Genomic DNA, 18,986 nt, shown 5'->3' with positions numbered 1-18,986 from the left:
ATTCATACGGAATACAGAGTTGCCCGCATTGCGCAAAAAGCATCCTTGACTGCCGCCACCTATTGAGCAGCAGTCATCTCGCTCTTGGCGACCTTCCTCGCGTGAGTCTGGCGCAATTTTTCGGGCGTGGCTCCTGCTACCTCATCATCTGGAACGAGCATATATACCCAAGGCTTACCGCCAAATGCAGATTCATGAGTTGATGCATGCTCACACCACTTCATTGCTGCCTCTGCTTTTGATACGACATCCTCAGCGCTCATTTCTTTTCGCATCTTGATCTCGACCAACCACTTCTCATTGGCTGTCTCAACCACAAAATCAGGCTCGTAGTATTGGCCAGCGCCCCATTCTATTTGCATTTGTTTTCGCGCAGGCTTCATCCACTTCATGATCTGACCACTATGCTCAAGAGCCTCAGCGAATTGCCGTTCAGGGTCTGAGTGAAACTTCTGTATAGGATACAGAGCACGTTTAAATCCGGTGAACAACGTCCGAAGGAGTTCTTCCTTTGAACCGGGCTTGTAGCTGAAAGGGCGCAATGGAGCATCGCTCGGCGCAGTGAAATCCAGCGGTTTTAAGGTGGCGGTGCCTTTTGTTACACGCGCTTCATATTCGGTGGGGGAGTTCCAACGATGCTGACGCATCTGCTCCACCAATCTACCTGCAAGAGGACGCTCGAATTGATACGCAACCTTTTCTACTGCGTCATCATCCGGCAGATAACTGCGGAGGTGGTCAACGACGGCACTGGTCAGTTTTTGGAGTAATTCCGCATGTTCATCGTAGTCGATGTCGCCATGATCCAGCATTGCCCGCAAAATATAGTCTTCAGGACGCGTTTCTTTTAGCGCAGCACTCGCTTCAATCTTCGGTCGGCGCTTACCAGTTCGTATCTCTTGAACAATGATGTTTTCTTCTAAGGGCGTATAGCTGATTTGCGAGAGGTCTTTGGGTTCGAAGTCGTTGTATCCGAAACTCACATCGTCTTTTGGCACAACAACTACTCGTGGAATTGAGATCGACTCTCTCTCTGCATGTTCTGCGATGGTTGTCAGAACTTTCCTAATGTCGGCTTCTTCCGGTGAACCGCCCTCTCCAAAGAGATCGGGGCTTTGAGCCGCGCTTTCCTTCACTGCCGCCACAATCTTCGTGTGCGAAGTTGGGTCTGTCACATCCATATGAGACCCCGGCGTTGAGGTGAGTTTAAAGATTGCGGCTGCGGTCTTGCGCGCCTCTGGCGTTGCCAAGACCGGCGGCGGCGATGTTTCTTCGCCAGTAGCACCCTGAGTTTTTTCGCTGTCTATGACACGTGCAACTTCGCCGCCCATTTCCGGCTTTCCGAAGCCTGGACGCTCTCCAGTCATCATACTTTCGAACCGTGATGGCACATGGACTGGCACTTCGGGGGTACGAGAAACAGTCCCTCCTTCGCCAATCGTGAAACTCTTCTTTATCAGAGACTCAGGATTTTGCGCTGCATCCACGATAGCCTGGAATCTCTCATGGGCGATGATGGTTAGTGTGTCCGCAGTTTCGTTACCGGTTCGTTTCCCGTATGGCAAACGGAGGCCGCGACCGATTGTTTGTTCCGTAAGGATATCGGAGGCCGAAGCGCGTAGTGGAACGATTGTGAATAGGTTGGTCACGTCCCAACCTTCGCCCAGCTTGTTGACATGGATCACGATCTCTGTGCGCTCATCGGGACTTTCGATCTGCAACAATCGGGCAATCGACTCGTCTTTCATCTCGCCTTTGAGATTTGAGTGGACTTGAATCACTCGGTCCGCGTAGCGACCATCAAAGAAATCCTCAGACTTGATGTAAGTTTCAAGTTCACCGGCATGTGTCGTGTCCTTTGCTACAACGAGCACAAATGGTTTTACCCTCGCCACGCCTTCAGATCGGGCAAAAACCTCCAGGTCTGCCTTCACCTTCTCGTGGTAGGTAACGCCGTCCTGCAACTTGATACGGTCCAACTCTTCGTCGTTGTAGCCGGAGGGATCGAAGTTCTCGCGTGTTGCGACGGCAGGCTCTTTTACGAACCCGTCCCGCATCGCTTGGCCCAATGAATAGCCGTAGACCACATTCTTGAAGTCTTGACCGCCCGCACCTGCCGCTTTGGGCGTTGCCGTGAGTTCAAGTCCCAAGATCGGCTTCAGCGCGTTGATGGCCTTAGCACCGGCGCTGGCCCTATAGCGGTGCGCTTCGTCCATCAGCAAGACAAGATCATCTAGTCCAGCGAGATAGTCGAAATAGGATTCCCCGATGTATTCCTGCAAACGTCTTACGCGCGGCACGCCTCGGGCGTCCTTGTCAGCATTGATTTTCGAAATGTTGAAGACGTTGATAATGGTGTCACCCTCAAAGCCTAGCTGGCCTTGACCGGTGCCAAGTCCATCTTCGGCCCGCACACCGCGTCCATCTTCGTAGTCATCGCCGGTGACCAGCACAGGTGGTGACGTTGCAAAAACCGGAAGCCCCTTAAACACATACTTCGGCGTACCGGGAGTAAAGTCGAGCTTCAGCTTGTCGTATATCGTCAGGTTGGGTGCCAGGACAAGAAAATGACGGCTGATACCGGCTTCGCGCAACCATGCGATAAACGCACCCATCAGTCGCGTTTTTCCGACGCCAGTGGCAAGTGCGAAGGAAAGTGAGGGGAAGTCGCGCTCAAAGTCGGTGACATGAGGATAGGCATCCTGCACGATGCGCAACACGTCTGCGGTGTCAGCATCTTTCAAACCACCGAGCTCGTCCGCAACACGGGTTGCAACATCACCAAGAATGGCAAGGCTTTCGGATTGGGGTGGGCGCAGTGACAGGCGCTGTGCGACGGCGCGTCCGATTTTATCAAGTTCAGGTATATTGGTCATTCTGCGGCCTCCACGGTGTCGTCTTCGTCCAGGTCGCCCTCGGTAATTGGCTCCGCTGATGCCTCCTGAATGTTTAAGGAATAATCGTCACGGCCCCATTCACATTTGGCCATAACCGCGTGAGGGATTTTGCGTACCGTGAGATTGTCAAAGGTATTTTCGTCATGGGCACGGCAACAGACCAATAGCGTGCGTCGTTCGCCGACCTCATGGCTCAACTTGCGAAGAGCGTCATAGGTAAGGCGTTGGGTGGTCACATAGATAAAGTCGTTTTCGGTTGAATGACCGTGCTGCCAGAAGTGGTTCTGGCTAGGGGCATAGGTGAAGCCCATGAGCTTGCAGACTGCTTCGGCTAGCATCTCGGGCTTATAGTCTTTCGAGATAACATGTTGGCCCCATTGGTCCTTCTGCAAAAGTGAAGGGGCGAGCCGAAAATAGCGATAACCACCACCGCCCTGCCAACCAACGTTCTCTGTGATGCCGCTGGGGTCCTGACCGTCGATCACCTTTTTGAGACGAGGGACGATATGGCTCTCTGCGTGCTCACCCAGTTCAACCATGATCCAACGCCGGCCCATCTTGTGAGCTACAGCACCCGTGGTGCCGGACCCCGCAAATGAATCCAAAACAATATCTCCAGGCTTGGTTACCATTGAAATCAATCTTTGCAACAAAGCTTCTGGCTTCTTTCCTTTGGGGAACTTTACTCCACCTTCGTCAGCAACTCCCCCAGCCGTCTTAATGTCGGTCCAAAAATCACCTGGGTTGTATGTTAAATATTTGTCAGCAAAAAGGAGTCTAATTCTTGGGTCCCGCGAGGAAGAATCGAAGTTCGTCTTAAATACACTAAGCTTCCCTCTTGAAGAAATTACCGCTGACAAATCACACCCCTCTTGTCGAACAGCGAGTGCCCGATCTTTTATACTGCCTGCCCCCACGGCTTGAACAATGCGCCATGCGTTAGCCCATTTAAAATCATCTTTCTCCTGGTCTTTGGTTATATTTTTCTCAGAAAAGTATTTGGAAAGGCTGGTTATCTTGCAGTCTTTTATAAGTTGGTTAAGCGTTGCAATATCCGCATCGCAGCCCTTTTCTTGATAAATAATCTCTTTTACCTCACTAAGAGTCTCATTATCGATATTTAAAAGTATTTCCTTATATTCATTGTTCCACTCTGAGAGCGGAACCTGAACAGGATTAATATCAACAGAATTTCCATTGGTATAGAACAGGATAAATTCTTTTGTTTTGGGCAACCTCCGACGCGCATGCGTCATCTTGACTCCGGTGGCCTCAGACATTTTTACTGATATGATATTTACTCTATTTTGCCTTCCAAAAAGCTCGTCCATCAAAATTGTTAAATAGGCTAACTCACGGTCATCAATTTGAACAAAAATTACACCTTCAGGTGACAAGAGTCGCTTCAATAGACTAAGGCGGTCCTTCATCAAGCTAAGCCATTCAGAGGTTTCCAAGCCATCTTCATAGTAGGGCGTTGCGGCCCTAATATTATAAGGAGGGTCGATGTAAATGCACTTAACAATTCCGGAATGTGTTGCCTCTAGGGACTTTAAGGCAAGTAAATTATCACCTTTTATTAAAATATTGTCATGAGCATCGGCGCCCTGGACCAAAAACTTTCCAGAATAGCCCATGCCTTTATCCTCGATTAGCACACGCGGCTCAAGTTTCTCGCGCTTGCTCTTACCGATCCAAGTCAGCTCTAATTTATTTTTGCCTGCCACGTCATTCTCCTAATCCAGCCACTTTATTTGCAGCCCTTCTATTATTTCTCACTGAATGGTCCACTGGATAGAAACCAGAGGTTTCCATGTCGTGCCCATCTCTAACATCTGTTCTACGCGATGAAGAAGCGCGTCCTGCTCCTCCTCAATCCGAATTTCTTCATCATAAAGCGACATTTGACGGTCGCGGCGCAGTTTTTCGAGCGCTTTTGCTTCGCGCTGCAACGCCAGCTTTTCATCAAGTGCATTCGCTCTACGCGCCGCAGCCTTCAACTGTTTAATCTCGCGGCCCATGGCGTCGATTTCAAGCTTGCCAGCTGCTTTCGCCTCGTCGGCCCAAGCGTCAAGCTTGCTTTGCTCTTCGGCGTAAAACGCCTCATCTTCCTTGGCAGCTCGCGCTCGTCGCTCTACCAGTGCGGCCTGCACTGCATCTTCCAGTGCCTGAGGGTCAAACGAGCGGGACGGAGCATCAGCCTTGGCTGGAACCAACAAAAGGCGCGCAGCCGTGTCTTCTGACAAAGGAGTGCCGTCATCAGCCTGCATGACAATAACTAGCTCTTCGCGCGCCTTGAGACTGGTCATCGTCATGATCCCTGCGGTGAGAGTGCCTGATTTTCCCCGGAGTGCGGCCACATCTGCGAGGTGTCCTCCATAGGCGTCAGGTTCAAAGGTTAGGCGCGCGGGTGGCAAATCAGCCGCCTTAGCTGCTTCTAACATGTGATCCGCCAAAGGTGTTCCTAGCCGGAAGAATGTCGCCGCTCCAGTCTCCGCTTCACGCCAGTCCAAGGTATACGTTTCATCTTGATGGTGGAACTGATGCCCGTCTACCCGAGCATCTGGCCAGACGCCGCGCACCAGCGCCAAAAGACGCCGCTGGAATAAGTCCAGCATGAGCCCGGTTTCCTCTCGCCGCCCTTTAAGCCGCTCTGCAACGGTCTCGTCGAAGTGTTCGATCAATTTAGCGCGAGTTTCGGTGTCTTTCTCAGCCAGCAATGCGTCCATTTCAGCCTGAAGATCGTCAAAAGCCTGCTCCACCTCGTCTGTTGATCGGCATTGCTGATAGATGTCGAGAATACGTCGCTCGATGTCCACGCCAGATTCTATAGCGCCCAAGATTTCGTCGGAGGCCCCAAATACGCCATCGAACAATGCGAACTTTTCTTCGAGAAGCTCGAACACTCGTTCATCTGCGCGGTTGGACCGGTTTATGAAATTGACGACAACTACGTCGCATTTTTGACCATAACGGTGAACCCGTCCTATACGCTGCTCTACGCGCTGAGGGTTCCACGGCAGGTCAAAGTTTACCAGAAGCGAGCAGAACTGGAGATTGACCCCTTCACCGCCAGCCTCAGTCGCAATCAGGATGTCAGCATCGTCACGGAACGCCTCAACGATTGCAGCTTTGGTGTCTGCTGCCTTGGACCCAGATATGACCGAAGTGCCCTTGTGCCGTTCAACCCAGGCCTTGTAGCGCAATCGGCTGTCTGGATCATTGTTTGAACCGTTCATCAGAACGATTTTTCCGCCATAGCCGTTCTGGTTGAGCAGATCACATAGGAACATCTGAGTACGAACAGATTCAGTAAAAATAACAGCTTTGCGCTGTCCACCAAGCTTCTGAACTTCATCCATTGCGCGCTGAAGGACCCTCAAAAGCGCATCGGCCTTTGCGCTGCGCTGCACCCCTGCAGCTAGACTCTTTGTCGCCTTTAGCTCTTCCAGCTCAGCCGCAAGAGATAGTCTTTCCACCTCACCTTCATCACCATCATCGAAGCCGTCTTCGTATTCATCCCCTGTTTCGAAATCATCGAGGTCTTCTTCCGCTGCCTGTTGCTCAAGTTCTAGGCGAGCAACAATTTTGCCAAGCGCACCTTCGATTGCCGTCGGAGAAGAAGCTAACAGCTTACGTAGGACCAATGTAACAAGGTGCCGACCCTTTGGATTGAACGCTTTTAGGTCCTCACGTTGAAGGTATTCGGACACACGTTCGTAGAGCGCCTGCTCTTCGGCTGAAGGCGTAAAATCCTCGGTGATCGACAGACGGCGCGTGAATGATATACCGCCCTCAGCCTGCACTTGGCGGCGCAGTGTCCGTGCACAAATGCTGTTTAGCCGTTCACGGAGAACCGGTAGGTTTTGGGCCCCAGTTTTCCCAACCATATAGTTGGCACGAAATGATGCTTCTGGTCCAAAGAAGTGGTCGTCGATAATAGTCGTCAGCCCATACAACTCGATAAGCGAATTCTGAAGCGGAGTCGCTGATAGGAGCAACTTCTGACAACCTTCAAAGGCCACCTTGAGGGCCTGAGCTATCGTAGCACCCGATTTTCGCCAAACGTTTCGAAGCTTATGTGCTTCATCAAAAACGACTAGGTCCCATGGAACGCCCGCCAAATCTGATTTCTTTGACGCCGCGAACTGGTAAGAGCAGATTACGATTTCAGGGTCGGTAATTGGCCGGATTCGATCAAATGGGTTTGTAATACCGTCGCGGCGCTCCGCATTGTAAGCTTTGGCTTCTAGAACAACGCTTTCTAGGCCAAATTTCTCCCGCAACTCCTGCGCCCATTGCTTTCTCAGCGTCGCTGGAACCACGAGAATTATGCGCTGTCTTCGCTCCGCCCATCGCTGAGCAATGACCAGACTCGCCTCAATAGTTTTTCCGAGACCAACTTCATCTGCTAAGATGACACCCTTAGATAAGGGTGATCGGAGGGCGAATAGTGCGGCCTCAACCTGATGAGGGTTCATGTCCACGCGTGCGCTTGCCAGCGTCCGAGACATATCGTTTGTGGGACTACCTTCCAACGTCACAAGGTGGGCCAGCAACTTGGTTTGATGAGGCGAAATCCGATTTTTCATGCTGGGATTTCCCTCATCACCCAACGCAGATTTCCTTTCATTTATTGCCAGCAGCATCTAATCTCTTTTTTCCAAACATAGTCTCTCAGCATTTCATCGCTAATCTGTGCCATCAATTTATTTTGGCACAGGAATCACTTGACCGCTCCCTTTTCGCTTAGCAACATAATGCCGCGTGTATTCTGTCAGGACTTGAACTGCCAATTTGTGTTCGTCTTCGCATACTTTCAGGAACCGCTCGCGCAGTTCCATGTCAATGAGTATGCGAAGCCCCAAGTCCTGAGTCTATATGAAGTGTAGCCAAAGAATCTACATTTTTCCAGAGATATTAACGCGTTACCCCCAGTTCCAAAAATTGAGCGAAGCACACACTGGTGCTCGGTTTAAGGAAGAGTAGTGGGTATCGAAAGCGAGAGCTAGCCTGTACAAGAAGTCGGCATCTAACCTGCGGACGGTTGGTCAGCGATGCAAGGGGCACGAAGGCTCCTGCTCGATGGGATGGTCCCAAGGAAGGGCAGCTATGATATGGTCCCTTCCTGGTCTCGATGAAATCGTCTCCATGACATGGCGCGCATCCAAACTGCGTAAGGTTGGTCTCCATGAAATGGTCGTGGGGGTATCGGGGGTAGCGCAGAATGCTCCCCTGATTGGTGATCGGACGGCCAGCCGTTCGTGCATGGTTCGGTGCAGGTGGAGAGGCACGTCTCCAAGTCCTGCGAGAGGGTTCAGGGGGCGCGATAGCCCCCGATCCTGCTGAAAGCATCGATGGGTGCAGGGAGAGCGAAGTCTCCCGCGAGTGTTTGACCGGCGATACGGTCTGCTGGCTCTGGAATGGGTTCAATGCCCATGAAGAGCCAAGGCCGGGGGGATGCAACGGGGGCGCGCAGCGGGCCCCCTTGCCAAGGTAGCCCTGAATAGGAGTGCCAAGAGTTTCCGAAGGAAAGTCATGGTACTACCAGGGACACCTTGCCTTCGCTCTTATTGCCGATGTTGACCAAAAAACCAAATGTCTATGGGTTTGCCTGGTCGTTGAAAAGATCAAGGAACCAGCCTTTATAATACATAGCTTCAAACAGAATGTCGTGGGTCTCGAAGTCATTCTTGAGCCAGCAAAGATCGGCAGGTAGAAGGCCGCTTCCATCTTTCGACCAAGGCTCAGCAGTGCGATGAGCAAGCGCCTCCCTGATGAAGTTTCGAGAAGAAAAAAGGGCAGCGATATGCAGAGGGTTCCTGAAGGTTTGCTCCTCGACTTGAGTTAGTGACTCTCCCGCATCAAGGGCAGCGCGTAGCATTTGTGCATTGTCTTCGCGAGCAGCACGGAAGATGTCAGGACGAGCACCAAATTCGGTTACCTCTTCGGCCAAGTTGCTCATGACAGCACCGCGCCTTCCAGACTTCCAAATAGCTTCGTTAGTCGTGGATCATCCACGATATCGAGTTTCAGTCTGACGTTGGCATCCCTCAGAGCTTCTGACCTTGGAGCAAGCTCCGCTAATACCGGAAACGGGGACAACAGGAGAGTCATTGATTCCTCGCCATAATGTAGGCCCGACAGTCCAATGCTATCGTATGCTGTTCTGTGGGACAGTGCATTAAAAAGCAGTGGGTCCTGAACCGCGAACACACCTTGCAGATCAGTTATTCCGTCTGGACCGTAAGCGCCCAGATGGGTTGGGACAAAATACCCGCTTAGAATTCTGGCGTTCATTATCAGATCAAACGCAGAATTCGTTTCTGACGAAGAAATTGCAATGCGTGCGAAGAACACACCATGAAAGTCATGACAGAATTTCATACTTATTGTCGCAGCTTCATCCCCATTATTTGAAATCTGAAATGTTCTATCGAGCAACTCCCGACACATCTCTTTTCGGAAATCCGAAACTTTTTGAAGCATATAGAGATTTCCAAGCGCTTCAGCGGTGCCCCCCAAACGGAATTTCTCCAGGCTCTTTCTGAGAGATGGTCCATATTCAGACTTTAGAAGTGACTGCGCAAAATAATTGACGAAATGGAATTTCATATCAGAAAACTCGACGCCACGGCGTAGCCAAGCTTCGACATCTTGGCGCGTTAACAGGGTTTCCAACTGCATGTTGGCGATTTGATCTCCCGCGATTTCGTGCGGCTTTCTCATGGCCTTGGCGAGTTTGGTAGAACCTAAAGCCTGTCCTTCTTCTTCCTTCACGAGCCGGACGTAGTCTTCGACTATATGTCGGCAGCACGCGCGCCAAGTTGGTGAGAAGCGCGAACGTCGATGAACCCACTCGTTCACGGACGCAAACGCCTTTTGCGTCCCAAATCACCGAATCTGGCCCATGTATGTCTCAGGCCAAAATGGACGCAGCCAACCCAGAAAGGTTTGGAAACGTCTAGCAACGCCAAAAAAGAGAATTGTCTCAAATGACGTCGGAAAATTCGATTCCGGCGACCGCCCGATCTGTGTCGAGCGGCATCTGAATAGGAAGGGAACTTGACGTGACAAACATCCATGAACAGGGGCCAGTCTCCTTTGAACCATCAGACGAAGCAAGCCGCTTCTCCAATATCTATCAATTCTACTATCAGCCTTTGCTGATGATCGGTTTTTTGTTGTGCAGTTGGTGGACCAGCTACACAGGCGTCCTCGCCATGGCAGAATTCATGAGCGGGGTCAGTGATCATCTTAGCCGCATTGCGCTGCTTGTCACGGCCAGTGCTATGGGTGCCCAATTCGTGTTGTGGCACTACGCGATGCGCCTCATACCGCGTTATGTGACCCATGCCGCTCGGGGCATCGGGATTGTTGTCCTCGTTGTCTTGATGGTGATGCTGGCCCTGTCCAGCACCTACACATCGTTCATCGGGCTCACACAGGACAGTGCTCGGGGCCTTGAGCTTCAGCGTCAGTCCGACCTTTACGCAGAAAAGGCACGCATCCTCGCACCACGCGCAAGCGCCATGGAAGATGCCCTCTTCGTCGTGGAGCCTGAAGCCCGCGCAGCGTGCACGCGCTACGAGCAAGAGTTGGCCTCCGGGGTGATCACAGGAGCGCGGGGCGCGGGTGCCGTCACAAGCCAGTTTCTCAAGCTTTGCGAAGCCAAGACGGCCATCGCGGAGGCGCTCGAAGAGACGATCACTGCGAACACCGTCCGTATGGGCGAAATACAGTCGCTCAGCGCCCAGCTAGACCGCGTCATCTATGACCGCAACCGCAGCATTGGTCAGCGCGAGCTCCAGTTTATCGATCTGGCACGCCGGATGGATTCTTATCTGCTGGAACTCGAAAACGCAGATCGCACAAACGGTATTCGTGCCAGCTCGCAGGCAATGGCAAACTCTATTGCTGCGCTGGAAGACACTGGCAGCACGCTCGCATCGGCCCAATCACAGGCGATTGCGTCCATCATCCAAGAAGAGCGGGAATCCGGTGAAGCAATCGCTGGTCTGATCGAGCGGATGGAGGCACTGGCACGGCCTGAGCCTGGCCGGGCGGTTATCAAGCCGAGCCAAACACTGGTGCTGGAGCACTGGAAACTGCACCTGCCGCAGCTTGCCATTTCAGCCTGCATCGACCTTTTCGCACCGCTTTCGACATTGCTCTTCTGGGCGGCTGCCATCCGCGCCCGTAACCCACGCCGCTATGGCTCATAGAAGGAACTGAAACAATGACTGCAATTAAGAGAATGCTCGGCACTGCCATCGGTTTTGTAATGGTACTTGTCTTCACCGGGGCGATTGCCGCCCTCGTGCTCTCGCTGGCCTTACCAAACAAGGCAATACTGAGAGACGCGATTGGAGAGCTGCGCTGCCTTTCGGGTTATCCCTTAACGGGCAGCACGTGCGCCCAGGATCAAATCCGGCAGGCTGACGCCGCAACTGCCGCTGCCAACCGGCAGAGGGCGGCAGCCGAAGCTGCACGGCAAGCTGCAGAAGACGCCTTAGTAAGCGGCGATCTCGAATTCGCGCAGGGACCAGAGCTGAAATATGGCGTAAGCCTTGTTGTCGGAACGATCTACCAAGACGCCGTTACTCAGAGCGGCCTCGTCAGATCGTTCTGTTGGGCCATCGTAGATAGCGGCGGCCTCGATCCCCGCGTTGGCGTTGCCACCAGGGACGCTACTGGCGCGATCACGGTTCTCGATCTGAGCGATACCGACCTTGCTTTGCTTGAACTCGATGCCGGTGAGGTGTCTGCCGCTCTCGCCTCCTGTCCTTGGCCAGGAGGAACCACCTGATGCAACAGCAATCGAAATTTGTGCCGAAACTGCTCGTCACAACCGCACTTGGCACTGCGCTCTATAAGACATGGCCGTTGGTCGCCAAGGCTCCCCATGGTGCTGACTGGGGTCTCATCGTCTGGGGGCTGGGTGCGGTGGCTACCATTGCCGGGGTCTATGGCGTAACGGCAGAAATCACCGCGCTTGCGACCAAGGTCTCACGCACATTTCGCGCGCATCGCCCCAAAGTTTCGCCAGCATCGGCTAAATGGTTGAGCGCGAAGGAAGCCCGCAAAGCTGGGCTGGGCAAGTCCGCAGGTTTGTTTCTCGGGATTCTGGAGGGTCAGCCGCTTTTCATCAGCAATGCCGTCCATGGCCTGACCTGCGCGCCCGCCAGGAAGGGCAAGACAACCTCATTCATACTTCCTGCGTTGTGTCATGACTTTGGCGCAAGCTGCATCGTCGCAGACATGAAGGGCGACCTCGCCGCCCAGTCCGCTGACCATCGCAAAAGCTACCTCGGACAGGATGTCATTGAAGTCAATCCAGCGAACCAGTTCGGACGGTCCAACTGGGCATACAACCCAATGCAGATTGTATTGGATGCCTATGCATATGCGCCGCAGGACACAATTTCGGAAGCGCGTTCCATGGCATTGCAACTGCATGCTCCGCCGCCAGGTGGAGACCGTGACCCCTTCTGGCCGAACGGAACGCGTAAGAAGCTTGTTTTCACGGTAGTTGCGCAATGCGTGCTGCGCGATGCACACGACGCGAATATTCCCCGCGTGTACGAAGTGCTGAGCGATGATGTACTTTTCGGCGAACTTCTGGACGACGCAATCGCAAGTGATGTGCTTGGCGGCGAGTTGGCGGCGATGGCGCGCAACATCAAGAGCGTCTGGGAAGAGAACCCCAAGCACTTCGAGTCCTTCCGCGAGGGCGCGCTTCAGTCACTTGCCCCGTTCGGGCCAAGCGGTCGTCTGGCTCCGTCGATGGAGACCTGCGATTTCCGCTTTAGCGATCTGAAGAAGCGAAAGACCACCCTCTATTTGATTTGCGACTATAGCCGCATGGATGTCTTCGCGCCCTGGCTAGGGCTCGTTATTTGGGCCGCGCTACGCGAACTTGTTCGCGAGAACAATGACACGCCTGTTTATTTCTTGCTTGATGAGTTCACAAACTATCGTCTGAGCGGTCTTCCGAACGCGCTCACTGCTCTTGGCTCCTATGGAATTCGCTGCTGGATGCTGGTCCAGGAGCTCGATGAGATTTCGCGCGCTTATGGGCGCGAAGCCCTCTCAACGATACTAAGCCAGACGGACGTAAAACAGTTTTTCGGTGTTGCCTCCGATCAAACGGCACAGCTCGTCTCACGCATGCTCGGCGAAGAGGAGCTTAGCTCAGAAAGCTTCGGTCTTGGCCATGATGTTCTCGGCATTCCGTCGCTAAACCTTGGTCGTCGCTCGAAGCCACTTCTGACGGCGGATCAAATCCGTCGTTTGCCGGAAGATGAGCAAATCATCTTTATCAAGAACATGCGTCCCGCCAAACTATTGAAAGTAGGCGCGCACGAGATCGAGCCCTATCGTCACCAACTCAAGCCGAACCCTCTTCATGGCAACAAGCCGTTTTTGGGACGTGTGAAGATGCGGATCAAGAACGGCGTTGCCCGCGCAACGCGCGCAGGCAAAAGGATAATAGATCGCCCGAAGCGGCCTCTGGTCCGGCCACTTTTGGCCAGTCTTGCGCATCTAGTTCCCGGAGTGCCGGTTCTGCTTCTGGCCGGTGGCACTCTCATAATCGCTAGCTTTGGCTGGCCACATCTCCGTATCGAGTACACGCACAGCTACAACTGGTGCAGATATGCCGGTCTTCCGGTCGTCAGCCAGCCTTTCACGCTTACCGGTCGCGGCCAGTGCCCGCTCGTTTTTTGGCGTAAATCTGGAGGGCCAATCTGATGGCTAAACCACTGAAAAACCATGTTTTTGGAATGCCTTTTTGCGATCTCGTGCATGCAAATGGTAAAATAAAACTAGAGGTTGAGAAGAGTTATCCACAGCCTTTTCTCCTCCAAAAACACAAGAAAGTAGCGTAGCATGTCTAGTCGGCGGTCTGATAACAGCTGGCGGAAGGCACTTCGTGATACACGAAAAGTCCAATCCGATCAGCCGCTTCGCGAGTTGGCCAAGTTTTTGGCCAGGCGCGCCGCCGAGGAGGATTATGAAAGCTTGCTCCAGCGTCAGCGAAAGAAGAAGCTAAAGGAAAACAAGGACCCAACGAAACACTGAAGGAAGACCATGACCAGAACCGCTATCTATGCCCGCTACTCTACTGACCTACAGCGTGACGCGTCCATCGAGGACCAGATCAGGCTGTGTGAGAAGAAGGTGCGCGACGCAGGTGGTCAGGTCTACCAGAGCTATACTGATCACGCGGTCTCAGGTGCTTCGCTCATGAGACCTGGAATCCAGATGCTGATGCAGGATGCAGCGGCAGGACGCTTTGATCAGGTCTACGCCGAAGCGCTCGACCGGATAAGCCGTGATCAGGAAGATATCGCAGCGGTCTACAAGCGGCTGGTCTTCGCAGGCGTGAAGCTCGTGACCTACGCCGAAGGTGAGATCAATGAACTCCACATCGGCATGAAAGGCACCATGAACGCCCTCTTTCTCTCTGACCTGAGAAAGAAGACGCATCGCGGGCTTGTTGGCAAAGTCGAGAAGGGCCTATCCGGCGGTGGCAAGTGTTATGGCTACGATATCGTCTCCGGTGATGAACGTGGCCATAGGACGATAAACGATGCGCAGGCGACTATCGTGCGCCGCATCTTTGAAGAATACGCTGCCGGTAAGTCGCCCAAAGCAATCGCAATGAGCTTGAACAAGGAAGGCGTTCCGGGGCCAACAGGCAATAGCTGGGGCCAAAGCACCATCAACGGTAACCGTCAGCGCGGCACCGGCATCCTGAACAATGAATTGTACATCGGGCGTCTGGTTTGGAACCGGCTCACCTACATGAAGAATCCAGAGACTGGAAAGCGTGTATCGAAACTCAATCCTGAAGCGGATTGGATCATTCAGGACGTGGCTGATCTGCTGATTGTCGATGAAGAGCTATGGCAGCAAGCAAAAGATCGGCAGCGCAAACTAGACAAGAAAGGCAAGACTTTCTGGACCAAGCAACGCCCGCGCAACCTTTTTTCCGGTCTGATTAAATGCGGGGAATGCGGTGGCGGATTCTCGATGGTCTCGCAGACGCACACAGGGTGCTCAAATGCCCGCAACAAGGGCACGTGCTCCAACAAGCGGACTATGAAACGTGAGAACCTTGAGCAAGACGTCCTTGGCGCGCTTAAGCACTACCTGATGGATGATGAGCTTTGTGGCGTATTCTGCGAAGAGTACACCAAGCATATGAATAAGCTGCGCCGTGAACATGATGCGGCTTTTGATTTTCATCGCGAAGAGCTGCAAAGAGTTAAGAAGCGTCTTTCCCAGATGGTTGATGCCATCGCTGACGGTGCGCCTGTCGCACCGATCAAGGATAAGATGCATGAACTTGAGAATCGAAGAGTGCACTTGGTAGCCCTCCTCGACAATGTGGAGGAGGCTCCTCCTCTGCTACACCCCAGCATGGCTCTTCGATATCGTGAGCAGTTGGGGAAATTGATCGAGACGATGAACACGCCGGAGCATCGCTCCGAAGCGGGTGACATCGTTCGGTCATTGATCGAGAAGATCGTTTTGTCACCGCACGAAAGCGAAAACCGTTTGGTGGCTGATCTTCACGGCAACTTGGCTGGCATCCTGACATTGGCTGCCGGTCCCAAGCCTACATCGCAAATCAACGATACGACGATTGCTGCCAGTTGGGCGGCGCTTGGCGTTGATCCAAAAAGCGAAAGCGCCCCAGAGGGCGCTTCGCAGGATAAGTTGGTTGCGGGAGTAGGATTTGAACCTACGACCTTCAGGTTATGAGCCTGACGAGCTACCGGGCTGCTCCATCCCGCGACAGGGGTGTTTGTTCGATTTTGTTTGTATTGAGAGATACTTGAGGAACTTTTCTAGGTTTGGCGGTGACCTACTCTCCCACGACTTAAGTCGCAGTACCATCGGCGCGACAGCGCTTAACGGCCGGGTTCGGGATGGGACCGGGTGTTTCGCTTGTGCTATGACCACCAAACCGAGGAAAGTTCCTGAGTACCAAGTCAAGTACGCATTGTGTGTATGCTTTTGATTTTGTTCTGTAATAGTCTTGCTATTACTGGATCAAATCAAGCCTATCGGACAATTAGTACCGGTCAACTGAATGCATTGCTGCACTTACATCTCCGGCCTATCGACGTGGTGGTCTACCACGGTCCTCAGGGATACCTTGTTTTGAGGGGGGCTTCCCGCTTAGATGCCTTCAGCGGTTATCCTGTCCGATCATAGCTACCCTGCACTGCTGCTGGCGCAACAACAGGTCCACCAGTGGATCGTTCACCCCGGTCCTCTCGTACTAGGGGCAACTCCTCTCAAGTATCCTACACCCACGGCAGATAGGGACCGAACTGTCTCACGACGTTCTAAACCCAGCTCACGTACCTCTTTAAACGGCGAACAGCCGTACCCTTGGGACCTGCTCCAGCCCCAGGATGAGATGAGCCGACATCGAGGTGCCAAACACTGCCGTCGATATGGACTCTTGGGCAGTATCAGCCTGTTATCCCCGGCGTACCTTTTATCCGTTGAGCGATGGCCCTCCCACTTGGGACCACCGGATCACTATGGCCGTCTTTCGACTCTGCTCGACTTGTCAGTCTCGCAGTCAGCTGGCTTCTGCCATTGCACTCACGAGCGATTTCCGACCGCTCTGAGCCAACCTTCGCGCGCCTCCGTTACGCTTTAGGAGGCGACCGCCCCAGTCAAACTACCCACCACGCAGGGTCCCGGATCCGGATAACGGACCGCGGTTAGACTTCAAGCAGAACAAGAGTGGTATCTCAAGGATGGCTCCCCAGAAACTGGCGTCTCTGGTTCAAAGCCTACCACCTATCCTGCACATGTTGTGCCTGAAGCCAGTGCGAAGCTGTAGTAAAGGTGCACGGGGTCTTTCCGTCTAACCGCGGGAAGCCTGCATCTTGACAGGCAATTCAATTTCGCTGAGTCGATGTTGGAGACAGCGGGGAAGTCGTTACGCCATTCGTGCAGGTCGGAACTTACCCGACAAGGAATTTCGCTACCTTAGGACCGTTATAGTTACGGCCGCCGTTTACCTGGGCTTCAATTCGGAGCTCTCACCCCTCCTTTTAACCTTCAGGCACCGGGCAGGCGTCAGACCCTATACGTCGTCTTGCGACTTCGCAGAGCCCTGTGTTTTTAGTAAACAGTCGCCACCCCCTGGTTTGTGCCCCCAGCCAATACTTGCGTAGAAACTGGGCCTCCTTCTCGCGAACTTACGGAGGTATTTTGCCGAGTTCCTTCAACATCGTTCTCTCAAGCGCCTTGGTATGCTCTACCAGTCCACCTGTGTCGGTTTAGGGTACGATCTCATGATGGAGCTATTTCCAGGGACTGATTAGCGGCCCACCCAATCCAATAAGGGTGAACAACCTTCACAATCCGTCACTTCCATCTGGCCCAGGAATATTAACCTGGTTCCCATCGACTACGCCTTTCGGCCTCGCCTTAGGGGTCGGCTTACCCTGCTCAGATTAGCTTTAAGCAGGAACCCTTGGACTTTCGGCGAGAGTGTCTCTCACACTCTTTGTCGCTACTCATGTCATCATTCTCACTAGTGATCTCTCCACGGGATCGCTCACGCGCCCGCTTCATCGAAAGCTCCTCTCCTCCAATGCACCCCGAAGGATGCTAAGGAGGAATGGAACTATGTCACACTACGCTCTGCTACCAGTGCTATGCACTCCTCGGCTTCGGCTCATGGCTTGAGCCCCGTTACATCTTCGCCGCAAGACATCTTATTTAGACCAGTGAGCTGTTACGCTATCTTTAAAGGATGGCTGCTTCTAAGCCAACCTCCTGGTTGTTTTGGACGTCTCACCTGCTTTCCCACTTAGCCATGAATTGGGGGCCTTAGCCGGAGGTCAGGGTTGTTTCCCTCTCCACTACGGACGTTAGCATCCGCAGTGTGTCTGCCATCTAGTACTTCTCGGTATTCGGAGTTTGGTTAGGATCAGTAAGCCTGTGGGGCCCCATTACCCATCCAGTGCTCTACCCCCGAGGGTATTCGGATGACGCTCTACCTAAATAGATTTCGCAGAGAACCAGCTATCTCCGAGTTTGATTGGCCTTTCACCCCTAGGCACAACTCATCCCGACCTTTTTCAACAGGTGTGGGTTCGGACCTCCAGTAAGTGTTACCTTACCTTCATCCTGGTCATGCCTAGATCACTCGGTTTCGGGTCTGATCCATCTAACTCATGCGCCCTATTAAGACTCGCTTTCGCTGCGCCTACACCTAACGGCTTAAGCTTGCTAGATAGACCAAGTCGATGACCCATTATACAAAAGGTACGCCGTCAGGGCACAAGGCCCCTCCGACTGATTGTAGGCGTTCGGTTTCAGGTACTGTTTCACTCCCCTCGTCGGGGTGCTTTTCACCTTTCCCTCACGGTACTGGTTCGCTATCGGTCAGTAAGGAGTACTTAGCCTTCGAAGGTGGTCCTCCGATCTTCAGACAGAATTTCACGTGTTCCGCCCTACTTAATACGTCCATCAAAGCTTCCTATACGGGGCTGTCACCCGCTATGGCCATGCTTCCCAACATGTTCTAGTCACTTATCTGGCTCGGCTGGTCCCCGTTCGCTCGCCGCTACTAGGGGAGTAGCTATTGCTGTCCTTTCCTCCGGGTACTTAGATGTTTCAGTTCTCCGGGTTTGCTCTTTTAAACCTATGTATTCAGTCTAAAAGTACCTGTTTTACCGCATTATTGAATGCCACCGAAGCAGCAACAATAACACAGTATCAGGTGGGTTGCCCCATTCAGAAATCCATGGATCAAAGCTTATTCTCAGCTCCCCATGGCTTATCGCAGAGTATCACGTCTTTCATCGCCTCTTACTGCCAAGGCATTCACCAAACGCCCTTCTCGCGCTTGATTTGATCCAGAAAAAGCAAGACTTTAAGTGCACTACCGCCTTTCGGCTACTTGAGTGCGCGTCTCGCGCGACTGCGGAAGCTGGTAAGAAACCGCAGCCCTTATTCCAGATCAAAAGCATACTTTCCCGCCCACTTCCTATGAAGTGGACTATGTCCGAACCTGTGGTTCGAACTAGGTTAGTGTACTTGACTTGG

9 protein-coding genes, 1 tRNA gene and 2 rRNA genes are annotated in these 18,986 nt (G+C 52.9%); 4 read left to right on the top strand and 8 right to left on the bottom strand.

What is annotated here, in order from left to right:
- Positions 1–59 precede the first annotated feature (59 nt).
- The 5 genes from ISM_RS07565 to ISM_RS18220 form a co-directional block, all read right to left on the bottom strand.
- On the bottom strand, positions 60–2,876 hold the full coding sequence (locus tag ISM_RS07565; protein WP_009813542.1) for a DEAD/DEAH box helicase: 2,817 nt from the start codon (positions 2,874–2,876) through the stop codon (positions 60–62).
- Positions 2,873–4,624, bottom strand: coding sequence for a site-specific DNA-methyltransferase (locus ISM_RS17940; RefSeq protein ID WP_040617943.1), 1,752 nt, complete (start codon positions 4,622–4,624; stop codon positions 2,873–2,875). The genes ISM_RS07565 and ISM_RS17940 overlap by 4 nt, the downstream gene beginning before the upstream one ends.
- A gap of 48 nt (positions 4,625–4,672) precedes the next feature.
- Positions 4,673–7,546: an SNF2-related protein gene (locus ISM_RS07555; protein ID WP_198011652.1), complete on the bottom strand. Its 2,874-nt coding sequence runs from the start codon at positions 7,544–7,546 to the stop codon at positions 4,673–4,675.
- A gap of 953 nt (positions 7,547–8,499) precedes the next feature.
- Positions 8,500–8,862, bottom strand: a complete 363-nt coding sequence (locus tag ISM_RS07550) for a hypothetical protein (RefSeq protein WP_009813538.1) — start codon at positions 8,860–8,862, stop codon at positions 8,500–8,502.
- Positions 8,859–9,677, bottom strand: coding sequence for a hypothetical protein (locus tag ISM_RS18220; protein WP_009813537.1), 819 nt, complete (start codon positions 9,675–9,677; stop codon positions 8,859–8,861). The genes ISM_RS07550 and ISM_RS18220 overlap by 4 nt, the downstream gene beginning before the upstream one ends.
- Before the next feature lie 290 nt (positions 9,678–9,967).
- On the opposite strand from ISM_RS18220, the gene ISM_RS07545 reads away from it, so the two are divergent.
- The 4 genes from ISM_RS07545 (at position 9,968) to ISM_RS17935 (ending at position 15,668) form a co-directional block, all read left to right on the top strand.
- A complete protein-coding gene (locus ISM_RS07545) occupies positions 9,968–11,122 on the top strand; it encodes a hypothetical protein (protein ID WP_156783338.1) in 1,155 nt (384 codons plus the stop codon).
- A gap of 14 nt (positions 11,123–11,136) precedes the next feature.
- Positions 11,137–11,706, top strand: coding sequence for a hypothetical protein (locus ISM_RS07540; protein WP_156783337.1), 570 nt, complete (start codon positions 11,137–11,139; stop codon positions 11,704–11,706).
- Positions 11,706–13,649, top strand: coding sequence for a type IV secretory system conjugative DNA transfer family protein (locus ISM_RS07535; protein WP_009813534.1), 1,944 nt, complete (start codon positions 11,706–11,708; stop codon positions 13,647–13,649). The genes ISM_RS07540 and ISM_RS07535 overlap by 1 nt, the downstream gene beginning before the upstream one ends.
- Before the next feature lie 339 nt (positions 13,650–13,988).
- Positions 13,989–15,668, top strand: coding sequence for a recombinase family protein (locus ISM_RS17935; protein WP_009813533.1), 1,680 nt, complete (start codon positions 13,989–13,991; stop codon positions 15,666–15,668).
- On the opposite strand, the gene ISM_RS07520 is transcribed toward ISM_RS17935, so the two are convergent.
- From ISM_RS07520 to ISM_RS07510, 3 genes are all read right to left on the bottom strand, one after another.
- Positions 15,625–15,701, bottom strand: a tRNA-Met gene (locus ISM_RS07520). The two genes, ISM_RS17935 and ISM_RS07520, sit on opposite strands and share 44 nt — an antisense overlap.
- A 57-nt stretch (positions 15,702–15,758) precedes the next feature.
- Positions 15,759–15,873: ribosomal RNA gene (gene rrf, locus ISM_RS07515) — 5S ribosomal RNA — on the bottom strand.
- A gap of 87 nt (positions 15,874–15,960) precedes the next feature.
- Positions 15,961–18,792, bottom strand: a 23S ribosomal RNA gene (locus tag ISM_RS07510).
- Between the last annotated feature and the right edge of the window lie 194 nt (positions 18,793–18,986).

This window comes from Roseovarius nubinhibens ISM (assembly GCF_000152625.1).
Classification (GTDB): Bacteria; Pseudomonadota; Alphaproteobacteria; order Rhodobacterales; family Rhodobacteraceae; genus Roseovarius; species Roseovarius nubinhibens.
This window is presented reverse-complemented; position numbering and strand designations above follow the sequence as displayed.